The organism is Saccharomonospora amisosensis (assembly GCF_011761185.1).
In the GTDB taxonomy this organism is placed as follows: Bacteria; Actinomycetota; Actinomycetes; order Mycobacteriales; family Pseudonocardiaceae; genus Saccharomonospora_A; species Saccharomonospora_A amisosensis.
In genome coordinates this window covers 1387908-1401504 of record NZ_JAAOYM010000001.1, presented here as the reverse complement: position 1 = coordinate 1401504, position 13597 = coordinate 1387908, and the positions used below count along the sequence as shown (strand labels likewise).

At 68.6% G+C, this 13597-nt stretch carries 18 protein-coding genes; 17 read left to right on the top strand and 1 reads right to left on the bottom strand.

What is annotated here, in order from left to right:
- Positions 1–20: 20 nt before the first annotated feature.
- From FHU38_RS06875 to FHU38_RS06805, 16 genes are all read left to right on the top strand, one after another.
- Positions 21–392 carry a hypothetical protein gene (locus tag FHU38_RS06875; protein WP_167167800.1) on the top strand — a complete coding sequence of 124 codons (372 nt, stop codon included), beginning with the start codon at positions 21–23 and terminating at the stop codon, positions 390–392.
- On the top strand, positions 389–826 hold the full coding sequence (locus FHU38_RS06870; RefSeq protein WP_243852204.1) for an RRQRL motif-containing zinc-binding protein: 438 nt from the start codon (positions 389–391) through the stop codon (positions 824–826). The genes FHU38_RS06875 and FHU38_RS06870 overlap by 4 nt, the downstream gene beginning before the upstream one ends.
- A gap of 1 nt (position 827) precedes the next feature.
- Positions 828–1043, top strand: a complete 216-nt coding sequence (locus FHU38_RS06865; protein ID WP_167167797.1) for a hypothetical protein — start codon at positions 828–830, stop codon at positions 1041–1043.
- Entirely contained in the window at positions 1036–1407 is a 372-nt protein-coding gene (locus tag FHU38_RS06860) for a hypothetical protein (protein ID WP_167167794.1), read from the top strand. The genes FHU38_RS06865 and FHU38_RS06860 overlap by 8 nt, the downstream gene beginning before the upstream one ends.
- Positions 1407–2738 (top strand): hypothetical protein, encoded by a 1332-nt coding sequence (locus FHU38_RS06855; protein ID WP_167167791.1) that lies wholly within the window; start codon positions 1407–1409, stop codon positions 2736–2738. Before FHU38_RS06860 ends, FHU38_RS06855 begins: the two co-directional genes overlap by 1 nt.
- Entirely contained in the window at positions 2735–4936 is a 2202-nt protein-coding gene (locus FHU38_RS06850) for an FtsK/SpoIIIE domain-containing protein (protein ID WP_167167788.1), read from the top strand. The genes FHU38_RS06855 and FHU38_RS06850 overlap by 4 nt, the downstream gene beginning before the upstream one ends.
- A gap of 295 nt (positions 4937–5231) precedes the next feature.
- A complete protein-coding gene (locus FHU38_RS27670) occupies positions 5232–5363 on the top strand; it encodes a hypothetical protein (protein ID WP_279590174.1) in 132 nt (43 codons plus the stop codon).
- An 88-nt stretch (positions 5364–5451) separates the two neighbouring features.
- Positions 5452–5958, top strand: coding sequence for a hypothetical protein (locus FHU38_RS06845; protein WP_208415579.1), 507 nt, complete (start codon positions 5452–5454; stop codon positions 5956–5958).
- The gene (locus FHU38_RS06840) at positions 5958–6887 is read left to right on the top strand and encodes a DUF5131 family protein (protein ID WP_167167784.1); all 930 of its coding nucleotides are present in this window, start codon (positions 5958–5960) and stop codon (positions 6885–6887) included. The genes FHU38_RS06845 and FHU38_RS06840 overlap by 1 nt, the downstream gene beginning before the upstream one ends.
- Positions 6887–7372 carry a WhiB family transcriptional regulator gene (locus FHU38_RS06835; protein WP_167167781.1) on the top strand — a complete coding sequence of 162 codons (486 nt, stop codon included), beginning with the start codon at positions 6887–6889 and terminating at the stop codon, positions 7370–7372. Before FHU38_RS06840 ends, FHU38_RS06835 begins: the two co-directional genes overlap by 1 nt.
- Positions 7372–8835, top strand: coding sequence for a DUF3631 domain-containing protein (locus FHU38_RS06830; protein WP_167167778.1), 1464 nt, complete (start codon positions 7372–7374; stop codon positions 8833–8835). Before FHU38_RS06835 ends, FHU38_RS06830 begins: the two co-directional genes overlap by 1 nt.
- A gap of 180 nt (positions 8836–9015) precedes the next feature.
- A complete protein-coding gene (locus FHU38_RS06825) occupies positions 9016–9204 on the top strand; it encodes a helix-turn-helix transcriptional regulator (protein ID WP_167175690.1) in 189 nt (62 codons plus the stop codon).
- Positions 9204–10580, top strand: coding sequence for a tyrosine-type recombinase/integrase (locus tag FHU38_RS06820; protein WP_167167775.1), 1377 nt, complete (start codon positions 9204–9206; stop codon positions 10578–10580). Before FHU38_RS06825 ends, FHU38_RS06820 begins: the two co-directional genes overlap by 1 nt.
- Before the next feature lie 226 nt (positions 10581–10806).
- On the top strand, positions 10807–11214 hold the full coding sequence (locus FHU38_RS06815) for a DUF7660 family protein (protein ID WP_167167772.1): 408 nt from the start codon (positions 10807–10809) through the stop codon (positions 11212–11214).
- Between the two features lie 138 nt (positions 11215–11352).
- Positions 11353–11556, top strand: a complete 204-nt coding sequence (locus FHU38_RS06810) for a hypothetical protein (protein ID WP_167167770.1) — start codon at positions 11353–11355, stop codon at positions 11554–11556.
- Between the two features lie 759 nt (positions 11557–12315).
- Complete coding sequence (locus tag FHU38_RS06805) at positions 12316–12759, top strand: universal stress protein (protein ID WP_167167767.1); 444 nt, start codon at positions 12316–12318, stop codon at positions 12757–12759.
- Positions 12760–12784: 25 nt separating this feature from the next.
- On the opposite strand, the gene FHU38_RS06800 is transcribed toward FHU38_RS06805, so the two are convergent.
- Positions 12785–12940: a hypothetical protein gene (locus tag FHU38_RS06800; protein ID WP_009155541.1), complete on the bottom strand. Its 156-nt coding sequence runs from the start codon at positions 12938–12940 to the stop codon at positions 12785–12787.
- Positions 12941–13159: 219 nt separating this feature from the next.
- Between FHU38_RS06800 and FHU38_RS06795 the strand changes: the two genes are divergently transcribed.
- Positions 13160–13585, top strand: a complete 426-nt coding sequence (locus FHU38_RS06795; protein WP_167167764.1) for an archease — start codon at positions 13160–13162, stop codon at positions 13583–13585.
- Positions 13586–13597: the final 12 nt, after the last annotated feature.

Genomic DNA, 13597 nt, shown 5'->3' with positions numbered 1-13597 from the left:
ATTCGATGGGAAGGGTTTGGATGGTAGGCGAGGAGATGCCGGAGTGTGCTGCGGTGGTGCTGGCGCGGCGGCAGGTGGCCGGTTTGCGTGCGCTGGCCGATCTGCTTCAGCGGCGGCCGGAGCTGGCCGAGCACCTGCGATTCGGTCTGTGTCACATCGGTGAGCCGTTGGTCAACCCAGATGGTGACGCCCGTGGCGTGCTGGAGGCGTTCCGGGTGGCGGCCGAGGACAGCCCGGCCGCGGTGACGGTGGTCAACGATCCGGATCGCTGCCGGGTGGTGGCCGACTTCGACGGTGGCGTGGTGGTCGCGATGTGGGCCGATGCCGACGTGATGGCCCCTCGCCCACAGTTCCCGACCTACGTGCCGCTGGGCGGGGGTGAGGACCGGTGAACCCGCGCCGCCGCCCCCGGCAGGTCGTGGCCGTGTTCGACGGTCGCACGCACCACGTCGCCTGGTGCCGGGGCTTTCAGGACGGGTTGCCGGTGTTCGGCTGGGGCGAGGCCCCCTCGACGCTGCTGACCCGTTCCCAGCTTCGCGAGGCCGGGTTACGGCCTGCGGGGCAGGATCCGGTGGCGCTGCTGGTGTTCCGGCACCACCGCCCCTATGCGCGGGAGACCGTGGCGGAGCTGTTCTCAACGGTGCGTGCCGCACTCAAGCGGATACCTACCCCGGCTCAGCAGGCCGCGCTAGGGCGGGCTCTGGCAGCACGGCGGGTCTGCCGCGAGTGCGGGCGGGATGTGGGCTACTGCGTGCCGACCTCCACCCGGCAGTGCTGGGACTGCTTCGACCTCGACCATCGCACAGCGTTGGGGGAGGTGGCCTGACATGTCGGTGTTCGACGTGGTGCAGCAGCACGGTCCCTGGCGTGTGGCTGGGTTCGTGGCCGCGCTGGCAGTGTTTTTGCTGCTGCACCTGCTGCGCTGGCCCCTGGCGCTGGGCGCACGGGTGTTGCTGGCCGCTCAGTCCGGTTTGGACCAGCGCATCACCAACGCCATCACCCCCGACACGAACGAGCGTGTGAGGAGGACCGCCCATGTCTGAGCTGAACCGCCCCGAACCCGCGTCGGCTGAGTTGGCTGCCCGCGCCGGGCACGGTAACCGCGCCGACGTGCTCGCCTCGACGGTGGGCTACTGGACCCCGGAGATCGCCGCCACGGCCGCGGTCGGTGGTGGCGGGGCGTGGCTACTGCACCCCGCCGTGCTGCCTGTGGCGGGTGCGCTGCTGGCCGCGCGGATCGTCGCCGCCCGCGTGGCCCGCCGCCGGGCGGAGCGGCAGCAGGCCGAGCGGGCTGCCCGCCACACCAACGAGATGACCGTCGAGGACAGCAACACCGGGGCCGAGGCCGGGACCGGTACCGGTACCGGCACGCGTGGTGGTGCCGGTGTGTGGGGAGGGATCGCGTGATGACCACAACCACGAACACAACCACGAACACAACCACGGGCACGGGCACGGGCACGGGCAGGAACAACGCCGACGGCGCGGGTGGGGGCGTGAATGGCCATCCGGTGCGGTGGGTGCGCAGCGAGGATGCCTCGTCGCGGTGGGGGCAGGCGTGGGTGCCTGAGCCCGGGCAGGGTGCGGATGACGCCAGCATTTGGGGTGGAGAGGTGCCGGACCCGGCGGGGTTGGCCGCGGCGGTGGGTCGGGCGCACCGCACGGTGGAGCTGCAAACCGATCCGGCGTTGCGGCAGGCGAAGAGCCCGGGTGATCTGGCGGCGGATCTGGCGCAGGAACGCACGCATCGGGAGTTGCAGCGCGGCTATGAGGACGCCGTGTTCCGGGTGGAGTTGGAGGAACAACGTCGGGGTTTGGAGCATCACAAGCGGTTGTCGCAGCGGGCGCGGGAAGCGCGGGAGGCCGCGGCGGACGCCGCGCAGCGCCGGGATCATTTGTTGGATCCCACCACGGCGTTGGTGCGGTTGGACCGGGCCCGGCGGTGGGCGCCGATCGTGGCGCTGCTGCCCGCGGTGTTCGCGATGATCGCCGGGGCGGTGAACGTCGGGGTGGAACTGACCCGACTCAATCCCCACACCGTGGTCATCAACTGGGTGATTGAGCCGTTGTTGACGGTGCCGATCGTGGCCATCCTCATCGCCCAGATCGCCGGGGCGGTCCCGGCCGTGGCCGAGGCCAAGACCGCGCTGACCAACCCGTATGTGCGGCTGGAAGTCGCCCTGTTCACCGCCGCCGCCGGGCTCAACGTGGGGCTGCACTACATCCCCACCCGCGACGGCAACACCAGTGGCGGCGGGGTGGGGTCGGTGGTGTGGTTGATCGTCCCCGTCGGGCTGGCGGTGTCGATGCACCTTGTTCCGGCCCTGTTGAACGATCTCACCGCCCGCTTCGTCGCGGCGAAGAACACCCTCGCCCACCCCTGGCCCGACCCGGTTCTTCCCACCCCCGATGACCTGCATGGGAAGAACCCCGACGAGACGGCCGGGAAGAGCCCTGGCGAGGACACGGCCGACAACGTTCGCGAGGAGCCCCCTGGAGGCAGGGGGAAGACCGCCACACAGGCCACGGGGAGGAAGGCGAACGCCCTGGCTGGGCCGAGGAAGACGTCGCTGGCGGAGCATCGGGCGAGGCTGGCCGACCTCGTCGCGGCTGGGGAGATCGACCCCGCGACGGCGGCGGTGAACGCGGTCGCCAAACGGCTGGGCTGCCGTTGGGACCGCGCCCGCGCCCTACTCGCCGAAATCACCACCAACAGCCACCGCGAGGGGGAGCAATGACCCACAACTACGAACAGGAGCACGGGCGCGGGAACGTGGTGCCGTTCCGCCCCGACACACGCCCCCTACCGGAGTCGGAGGTGGTGGTGGACGCGGAGCTCGTGCAGGAGCCGCGGGAGACGTTCAACACCCGTCGCTTGCCGGTGCCGCATATCAGTGAGCAGGCCCGGCAGCGGATGGCGCAGACCGCGGTGGAGTTGCGGCGGGTGTCGGCGCCGTATGTGGTGACCGGCAGCCGGGCGGTGGTGCGGCATGGGTTGTATGTGGGTGCGGGGGCGGCGGTGGTGGCGCGTCGGGTGCGGGATGCGCGGTCGAACTCGCCGTATCTGCGGGCGTTGCGGGCGGCGGAGGCCGCTGGGGAGTGGGATCGGGCTGATCAGTGGGCCGAGCGGATCGAGCGGGCGAAGCGGGATCGGCATGAGCGGCGCATGGATTGGATCGCTGCCCCGGTCAAGCTGGCGAAGGCGGTGGCCGTGAGCGCCGCGGCGGGGATCGGGTTGCTGTTGGCGCTGGGGGTTGTGTTGGCGGTGGCTGACGGGAGTGTGGGGATGGTGTTGGAGCCGATCGGCGCGGCGATCGACACGATCCGGTTCCTGTGGTGGTTCGGCACCGCCTACGGCGCGTTCCTGCTCACCGGTGGGATGGGTGTGGGGCTGCTGTACCTGTGGGATCAGGGCCGCCGGCACGGGGGGTGGCAGCCCCGCTGGGCCGTGCCCGAGCAGCCGGTGCCGGGGCGGGATGTGGTGCCCGATGAGGGGGCGATCCTGTCCGCGTTGCGGGAGTTGGGGTATGGGCCGTTGACGCGGGCGTTCAAGGACGGCTGGCAGCCCCGCTGGGTGTCGCCCACCACGCGGGTCGGTAAGGGCTGGCACACCCAGTTGTTGCTGCCGCGGCAGGTGCCGGTGGAAGAGATCGCCAAACGCAAGGGCGTGCTGGCGCACAACCTGCTGCGCAAACCGATCGAGGTGTGGCCCACCGAACCCAAGGACCAGCCCGGTGTGCTGGATCTGTGGGTGGCCGATCAGGGCATCCTGACCGGGCCGGTGGATCCCTGGCCGCTGCTGCACGAAGGTGCCACGGACTACTTCAAGGGTGTGCCCGTGGCGGTGGACGCCCGCGGCGAGCTGATCACCGCCAAGCTCATGGCCTGCAACTACCTCACCGCCGGGATCATGGGCTCAGGCAAATCGAGCTTCGTGATCTGCCTGCTGCTGGGGGCGATGCTGGACCCGTTGGTCGACATCGACGTGCACGTGCTGGCCTACAACGTCGACTACGACCCCATGAAACCCCGCCTGCGCACCCTGGTGAAGGGCGACGAGGAAGAGCACATCGAAGCCGCCATGACCACCCTGCGCACCCTCGTGGGCGAGGTGTCCGAACGCGGCCGCATCCTGGAAGAACTCGGTGGCGAGGAAGCGAAACTGACCCGCGACATCGCCGAAGCCGACCCCCGCATGCGGCCCCGCGTCGTGGTGTTCGACGAGGTGCACGAACTGTTCACCCACAAACGCCACGGCGAGGAAGCCAAGGAACTGGCGTTGAAGGTGACCAAAAAGGCCCGCAAGACCGGGATCACGCTGCTGTGGGTCACCCCCGACGCCGACGCCAACAGCCTGCCCCGCGGGATCTCCAAAACCGCCTCCCACCGGGTCGCGTTCGCCATCAACGACCACCAAGGCAACGACGCCATCCTCGGCACCGGCATGCACAAACGCGGCTACTCCGCCACCACCCTCGTGGCCGGGGAAGACGTCGGCACCGCCATGGCCGCCGGGTTCGCCAAAGTCCCCGGCCTGATCCGCTCCTTCTACATCCGCAAGGAGAAAGGCACCGACGAAATCACCCCCATCGTGCAGCGCGCCCTGGCCCTGCGCGAGGAACACGGCATCACCCCCACACACGACCACGACAACCCCACCGCGGTGGCGGATCCGTTGGCCGACATCGCCGCCGTCCTCGGCAAGCGGCCCCGGATGAAGACCCGCGAGGTGCTGCAACACCTCGCCGAACGCAACCCGGCCGCCTACCGCGACTGGAGCGCGCAACGGCTCACCGCCTACCTCGCGCAGTACCACGCCGAGCCCTACAAAACCGAAGGCGCCATGCAGGTCTCCACCGCCCGCATCCACGAAGCACTCACCGAACGCAACCACCACGACCCCGACAACAGCGACGACAGCGGCGGCGGATGGTGAGGGAGGCACCCGAATCCGAGGGAGTTTTCCCTCACCGCCTCCCTCACCCGCCTCCCTCACCCTGACCAGCCACAACAACCACCGAGGGAGGCCAGGGACCCACCCGGCCACCCCCACCAAAACCCCCACAAGCCACACCCACACCACCGGCAGGCGGCTCCCTCCCCGGGACACCGCCCCGGCACCCCCTACCCACAAGCCACTACACACCGTAACCAACGCGAGTCGAGTAGAGGTGATCGCCATGACCACTCACGCCCACACCACACCCCCCGCTGGACGTGAAAGGAACCCCATGCACACCCCCACCACCCGCAGGCGCCACACCCCGCGCCGCCTCCTCGCCCGGTTCATCGCCACCTGCGCCACCTGCGGCGCACCCATCCCCGACGACCAGGTCATGTGCACCGTCTGCGCCGCCAAGTAACCGAGCTGCTGCCGGGCCGGTGACCGGACCCCACGTGCCTCACCGGCCCGGCAGCCACCAACCCCGCCGATACCTGTTGGGAGTCCCCTTGAACACCGCAACCGTTGTGACCGACCCGGAACGGCAGTTCGTGGGGTGTGTGTTGTGGATGCCGCACACCACCGCCCGCGCCGTGCTGTCCGGGATGCGCGCCACCGATATGGCCGACCCCATGTGCAGCCACGTCCTGCAACTCGTCATCGAAGTGGTCGCCGCTGGGCACGCCCCCGAACCGGTCACCATCTACGCCCACGCCACCACCACCGGCCACGCCCCCGGCGAAGAGGGCCGACACCGGCTCTCGCGGTGGCTGGCCGACACCTACGGCCACACCGTGCAACTACCCGACACCGCCTGGCACCTGAAAACCGTGGTGTTGGAAGCCGCATGGCGCCGCGCCCTCACCGAACACGCACAGCGGCTACTGCACGCCATCGACCACAGCCCCACCGACATCCTCGCCACCCTCGCCGACACCACCGGCCCCGCCGACGACCTCTGGGCCCGCTACCGCGCGGCCCTCGCCCCCACCACACCCAAGGAGGTGGCCGCCTGATGAGCGCCACAACCGGGATCGAATGGACCGACGCCACCTGGAACCCCGTCACCGGCTGCACCACAGTCAGCGCCGGGTGCGACCACTGCTACGCCAAGACGTTCGCCGAACGCTGGCGCGGCACCAAGGGACATCACTTCGAGCGCGGATTCGACGTTCAACTGCGCCCGGACAAGCTGGAGCTTCCGTTGCGGTGGCGCAAGCCGCGCAGGGTGTTCGTCAACTCCATGTCCGACCTGTTCCACGCCGACGTGCCGGACGAGTTCATCGCGCGGGTGTTCGCGGTCATGGCCCTGACACCCCAGCACACCTACCAAATCCTGACCAAGCGGCACGCCCGCATGCGGTCGCTGCTGTCCAACGTGAACTTCGCGCATCTGGTTGCGGAGCAGGGCCGCGCCCACCACATCGGCTGCCAACAGGACTGGCTCGCCGTGGGCGCAATGCTAGGCCGCGAACCACTGCCCAACGTCTGGCTGGGCGTGTCCGTCGAGAACCAGCGGTGGGCCGACATCCGCATCCCCGCCCTGCTCGACACCCCCGCCGCCGTGCGGTTCCTGTCCTGCGAACCACTGCTCGGGCCCGTCGACCTCGGGGTATCCATCCCGATCGGACCACAGGACACGCGCGAGCCGATGGTGCATTGGGTGATCGCCGGAGGCGAGTCCGGGCACGGCGCCCGCCCCATGCACCCCGATTGGGCACGGTCGCTGCGCGACCAATGCCACGCCGCCGGGGTGCCGTTCCTGTTCAAACAGTGGGGCGAATGGGCCCCCGACGAGACCCACCCCGCCGCGGGCGGTGGTTCCGGGCCGCGGCGGCACTGCTTCCCCGACGGGACAGTCATGCGCCGTGTCGGCAAGCACCGCGCCGGACGGGTGCTGGACGGCCGCACGTGGGATGAGTTCCCGCGGCGGGGGGTGGCGTGATGGCCGTGCCGCGCCGGTGGAGCCAGCCACGCACCCTGCGGGGTGCCACTCCCGGAGGGCGTGTGCCGGTGGCGTGGTCCACCTACAACCCTGCAACGCAGGAGGAGGGGTGGCGGGCCCGCGCCGCCTGCGCGACACCCGACATCGATCCGGAGGTGTTCTTCCCCGAACCCGGCCCCGACATGGCCGACCGGATCGCCCAGGCCCAGCGGGTGTGCGCCGGATGCCCCGTGCAGGCCGCATGCCGCGACTACGCCCAACACCACGGGGAGCGGCACGGCATCTGGGGCGGACACAGCACCCGACACCTACCCCGTTCCCATGGGGTGCACGCGGCCACCCGCCACCGGGCGGCCGCGGTGGCCCGGTTGAGCCGCGCGGGGCTCACCGTCGACGAGATCGCCGACCGACTGCAGGTGACCGCCCGCACGGTGGGTCGCTACCGCGCCCGTTCCAACCCCCACGATGCGACGGAGGCCGCTTGATGACACCACCGGATGCCGTGGCCGCTATCGACACGACCCTGGCGGAGGTGACCCGGCCGGAAGAGTCCGCGGCGTGTGGGGCCTGCGGTCACCCGCGCGGGGATTCGCCCTCGCCGGATTTCTGCTCGGAGGATTGCCAGTCGCGGTGGCACCTCGCCACCGCCGGCGGGGGTGCGGTTGATGGGGGCGCAGCCCCAGACACCGAACTGCCCGAGGCGGCCCCGCAGCGGCCGTTGACGTGGCTGGGTCCACCGCCTGCGGATGCCTACCGCCAGGCCGGGCACGAAGTGCTGGACGCGGTGCGGGACTTCGTCGCCCGCTACTCGGCGTTCCCGAGCGAGCATTGCGCCCCGATGCTGGCGCTGTGGTACGCCCACACCCACGCCGCCGACCACTTCTACGTCACCCCCAGGTTGATCCTGGACTCGGCCGAACCTGGCAGCGGCAAAACCCGCGTGCTCGAAGTCGCCCAGTACCTCGTCCGCGCTCCGGAGATGACCATCTCCGCCACCACCGCCGCCCTGTTCCGCATGGTCGCCGACGGGCCGATCACGATCCTGTTCGACGAAGTCGACGCCATCTTCAACCCCAAGAACGGAGGCAACAACGAAGACCTGCGCGCCATGCTCAACGCCGGATATAAACGCTCGGCCACCATCGCCCGCTGTGTGGGCGACGCCCGCGCCATGAAAGTCGAGAAGTTCCCCGTCTACGCCCCCGCCGCCCTGGCCGGGATCGCCGGGCACATGCCCGCCACCATCACCACCCGCGCCATCACCGTGCACATGAAACGCCGCCGCGCCGACGAACACGTCGCCGAGTTCTGGGAAGAAGACGTCGAACACCAAGCCCGCCCCCTCCGAGAGACACTCGCCGCCTGGATGGAATCCGTGGCAGAACAGGTAGGCCGAGCACGACCCGCCATGCCCGACGGGGTGCGGGACCGGCCCGCCGAAATCTGGCGGCCCCTGATCGCCATCGCCGATGCCGCCGGAGATCACTGGCCCGACACCGCCCGCGCTGCCTGCAACCACTTCGTCGCCCATGCCGCCACCCAACCCGACAGCATCGGCATCCGCCTGCTCGCCGACCTCCAAACCCTGTTCGCTGCCCGCGACACCGACCGGATGGCCACCGCCGAGATCCTCGCCGCCCTACTCGAACAAGACGAAGCCCCGTGGAGCGAACTGCAGGGCCGGCCCCTGGACGCCCGTCGGTTGGGCAGGCTGCTGGGCAAGTACGGCGTGAAGTCCCGCGACATCAAACCCACTGGCGGCACCGCGGTGAAGGGCTACCGCCTCGACGGTGACGGCGGGCTCGCCGACGCCTGGAGCCGCTACCTGCCCACAGCCGCGACCTCCGCGACTTCCGCGACCACGCAGGTCAGCACGGTCGCGGATAGCGAACCGGTCGCGGATACAAGCGCGACCGGCCCAACCCCACCACCCAACAACCAGACCTAGGTCGCGGATACAAGCGCGACCGCGACCCCAACCGCGACCACTCTGACCAGGCAAGTCGCGCTAGTCGCGCAAGTCGCGGACAACACCAGCCACCCACCCGGCCACCAACCGCGGCCCAAGGAGCCACCCATGCCCGGTCACCCACCACCGCAAGCACAACCACGGGGAGAACTCGCCAGCATGGGCACCCAGCGCCAGCACCTCACCATCGCCGACATCTGTCAAGAACTAGGAATCTCCCGCCGCACCTTCTACGAATGGCGCGCCAAGAAACGCGCACCCCGCTGCATCAAACTCCCCAACGGAGACCTCCGCATCCGACGCACCGACCTCGAAGCCTGGCTCGAATCCCGCGAGGAGGCCGCCTAGTGGCAACCAGCTACAACGTGAAGATCTGGGCGCTCCAGACCCGATACAAGACAGATGACAAAGGCAAACGCGTGCCCGCGCGCTACGTCGTTCGCTGGACCGTTGATGGGGAGAGGTTCGAGCCCAGCTTCCGTAGCCGCGCCCAGGCGGACAGCTTCCGTTCGGAACTGCTTGCCGCTGCCCGTAAGGGCGAGCCGTTCGATACCGACACCGGACGCCCTATCTCGCATGCGCAGAAGATCTCCAAAGCGACATGGTACGAATTCGCGTGCACCTACGCTGACATGAAATGGGAGGACAGCTCGCCAAAATACCGATCCAGCATTGCGGACTCGCTTACCACGATTACGCTCGCCATGCTGCAGAACAACAAGCAGCAGCCACCAACAGGAACTCTCTCACCTGCTCTACGTCGCGCGTTCAACAAGAACTTGCGTGAATCTGATTTACCAAGTGAGCAGGCACACGCTCTGCGCTGGGTCTCCCGGAACACACGCCCGCTCACCGATCTCGCGAAAACCGACGTACTTCGTGCCGTGCTCGCCGAACTAGACCGAAAGAGGAACGGCGAACGAGCCGCACACGACACAGTTCGGCTGCGCAGGATCACCCTCGGCAACGCACTGGACTACGCCGTAGAACGCGAACTTCTTCACAAGAATCCCTTGCGGGAAATGAAGACACGCAAGCACACCGCCGTGCTTAAGCAAGTCGACCGGCGCAGTGTCGTGAACCCGATCCAGGCTCGGACACTTCTGCTCGCAGTCAAAGAGGAGGTCGCACCGCGCCTGTACGCCTTCTTTGCGTTGCTCTACTTCGCCGCGCTGCGGCCGGAGGAGGCGGCAAACATCCGCAAGCACAACCTGTCCTTGCCCGAAGCTGGCTGGGGAGAAATCCACCTGGACAAGGCTGCACCCGAGATCGGAAAGGCATGGACCGACAGCGGCAAGCGAGGGGAACAGCGGAGTCTCAAGCACCGACACGACGGACAGGGACGTACCGTGCCATGCTCGGACGAACTCACCGCAATCCTTCATTGGCACTTGGAGACGCACGGTACAGCGTCTGACGGACGCTTGTTCTGGGGCGAGCGCAGCGGTGGAACCCTGGGTGGCACCGTGTACGCCCGTGCGTGGAAGCGCGCCCGGCAGGTCGCCTTTACACAGGAGGCCGCGGCATCCCCACTCGCCCAACGACCCTACGATCTTCGGCACGCGGCCGTCTCGACGTGGCTCAGCGCGACCGGTGATCCTGTGCGCGTAGCGGAGTGGGCTGGACACAGCGTGCATGTGCTCCTGAAGGTGTACGCCAAGTGCCTCGACGGAGGAGACCTCCAAGCCCGCGAACAGGTGGAGCGACGACTTAAGGGCTTGTGACGAGGTCCTGTGGGCCACCTGTGGGTGGTTTGGCCGCCCAGGTAGCTCTTGAGTGTTATTTGCCCAGCTCAGGGGCTATCTGGCGGCCGTCGACGGTACCCACTCTTAATCAGCGGGTTCGGGGTTCGAGTCCCTGATGGCGCACCTCGTAGGATCAGATCACAAAGCCCGCCGTATCCGAACTTGTGGAGAGCTGGCGGCAAACACACCATGGCATGATTCACCGGTGGACCACACCGGGCTGGCACCCGTTTGCCGCCGCTGTGGCCGCCCTGCGGTGCGTGGGCGCGCGAACTACGCGATGTTCGAGGGCATGCACTTCGTGTGCTTCCATTACGAATTCGAGCATCGCGACACGGACCCGGACGACAGCTGCGGGGTTGCCGGATGCCCCTGCGCACCCGCTGAACGGGGAAAGGAAAAGCTGCTCGACACCCCGCGCACGCTGGTGGCCGAGTGGAGTGACGGGCCACCGGCGAACTGGGATGTTCATTCGTTGCCGGGCTATCTGGAAGCGTTGACCAGGTGGCTGGAAGACGCGGACGGCTACTACGCAGCGCGCAAGCTGGCGATACCTTGGGACAGCAGGACCGTGGTCGGCACTGCCCTGCGGGCGGCGACCGTCTACGAGTGACCGGCCCGTGCCGGCCCACCGGAAGCCGATGGCGGGTTCGGGGTCCGAGTCCCTGCCGACGCACTTGCGCCCGCGTTCAGGCTCAGTTTGGGCATTCCCAGCGGGGGAACCCGAGTGCGTGCCGGAAGGAGCGATCCGATGCCAGACAACTCACGCGGCAAGCCGGAAACCCCCGACACGGAGGCTGGTGTGCCCGCGCCGGAGTACGACCCGCCGAAGGGCGGCCCGCACGTGGACAAGGAAAGCCCCAGTCCCGCCGACCTTGCGCCAGGCTTCGGCGGAACGTCACGTACCAGGCCCGTCAGCTCCGACGAGGAGGACCCTCCGGACGCGCAGCGCTGACCGGGTGGCCGATCCGACGGTCGGCACGACATTTCCCAACCGCGCACACTGTTGCCCTTCGCGCGGGCACAGCTGACATCGAGCCCCGGCAGCGGCCGTTGAGCCTTCTTCTCGGGCAGCGCGAAAACGCTGACGCGTGTCCCGCATACCGCAGCGGCACGCGGCCATCTCCCCGCTCGGTCACACCGAGCAAGCGCGGTCGGGTCGGCGTGTCGTCGACACGACGGTCCGCACCCCCGGCCGCTGCCGTAGCGCCGACATGGCCTGCGAGAGATTCACCCGCTCCTCACCTACCACCAGGTAGGGAATCTCGTCACGGCGCAGGTACCCCAGCTAGGAAAGCGGCGTGCTCCGGCAGACCAGCACCAGTGATGTGCCAGCCTTTCCACTGCTCGCCCGAGTACTCCTTGTCTGCCAACGTATTCGCCCTCGGCTGCCGTACAACGCTGAGCCGCTCGCCCGAGGTCCTCACTGGTGGCCAGTGGATGACGGGCCACCTGCGAACTGGGATGTTCATTCGTTGCCGGGCTATCTGGAAGCGTTGACCGGGTGGCTGGAAGACGCGGACGGCTACTGCGAGGACCGACTCGCCCTGCGCGGTCAGCAGGGAAATCTGGAGGATCTGGGAGAACCAGCACTCCGCCGGGGTTCGACTGTCCACTGTCGATGGTTCGCCGGAGTGGGGCCGAACGGCCCTTTCGGTGGCGCGAGCCGGGTTGCGACGATCGCCTCATACCGTGACAGGAGGAGGTCAGCGACGTGATCGTCGTGGGAGTTGACGGATCGGACGGCAGTCGTGACGCCCTGCGGTGGGCGGTTGGGCAGGCCAGGGCGACCGGGGATTCGATCAGGGCCATCGCGGCTTGGGAGATTCCGGTGAACTTCGGCTACCCGCCCGGCTACGAGGACTTCGACTGGGCCGCCACCGCGCGGCAGGCGCTCGACGACACGGTGAGCGAGGTCGTCGGTGAGCAACGCGACGTCGCGGTGTCCAAGGAGGTACTCCGCGGCCACGCCAGCAACGCCCTCGTCGATGCCAGCCGCGACGCCGACCTACTGGTGGTGGGCAGCCGCGGTCACGGGGCCGTGGTCGGCATGTTGCTCGGTTCGGTCAGCCAGCACTGCGTGCAGCACGCCGAATGCCCGGTGGTGGTGGTACGATCCACCCGCAAGCACAGTGCCCAACGCGAAACCTCCGCATAGCCACTCGCCTGCCGGTTCCCGGCGGTCAGCGCCTCGGCCTGCGAGCGTTGGCGCCGAGGACGCCCAGCAGGTCGATCGCAAGGCACACGAACAGGGCGGTGCCCCAGTTGTTCCACGGGCCCCACGACTGGACCGCCGGGGTGCCGAGTATCAACCAGACAATCAACCAGATGAACGTCATGACATCACCTCGGCAACAGACACTATGGACATCCTTGTGGCAGTGCCACGGCCACAAGGCTTGCGACTGAAGAGACTTTCGCCGCCCGCCTCATTCGGGTGACACGGTCGCCGGGCATGTTCCAAGGGACTTTCGTCCCTTTCGGACCATGAATGTCGGCGAATACGACAGCGGTATGACAGGCACAGTGGTAACTGTACGCGGCCGAGGTGGCTCACCGTGACCGGCGAGGTCAGGGCGGGCTACCGGGAGCCGGTGCATTCGGGCGACCTGCGGATCGAGGCGTGGGGCCCTTCCCGCGAGCGCTGCATCGCCGAAGCGGTCAGCGGCATGGTGGAGAGCTTCGCGGGCGGCTCGCTCGGCGACCCCGACGAGATCGTCGACGTCGAGGTCGACGGCACGACCGACGAGGAGCTGCTGGCGGCCGTGCTCGACGAGGTCCTCCACCGGATGGAGACCACGGGGCGGATACCGGCCACGACGCAGGTGCTTCCCGCCCCTCACGGGCTGCGGGTGCGCTTCGGTGTGGTCGACATCGGGGGTGTGATCGCCGCGGGCCCGATCCCGAAGGCGGTGTGCGCGCACGGGTTGACCGTCGAACCCAGCGCGGGCGGGTGGGCCTGCACGGCGGCCTTCGACGTGTGAGCCACTCGCCGC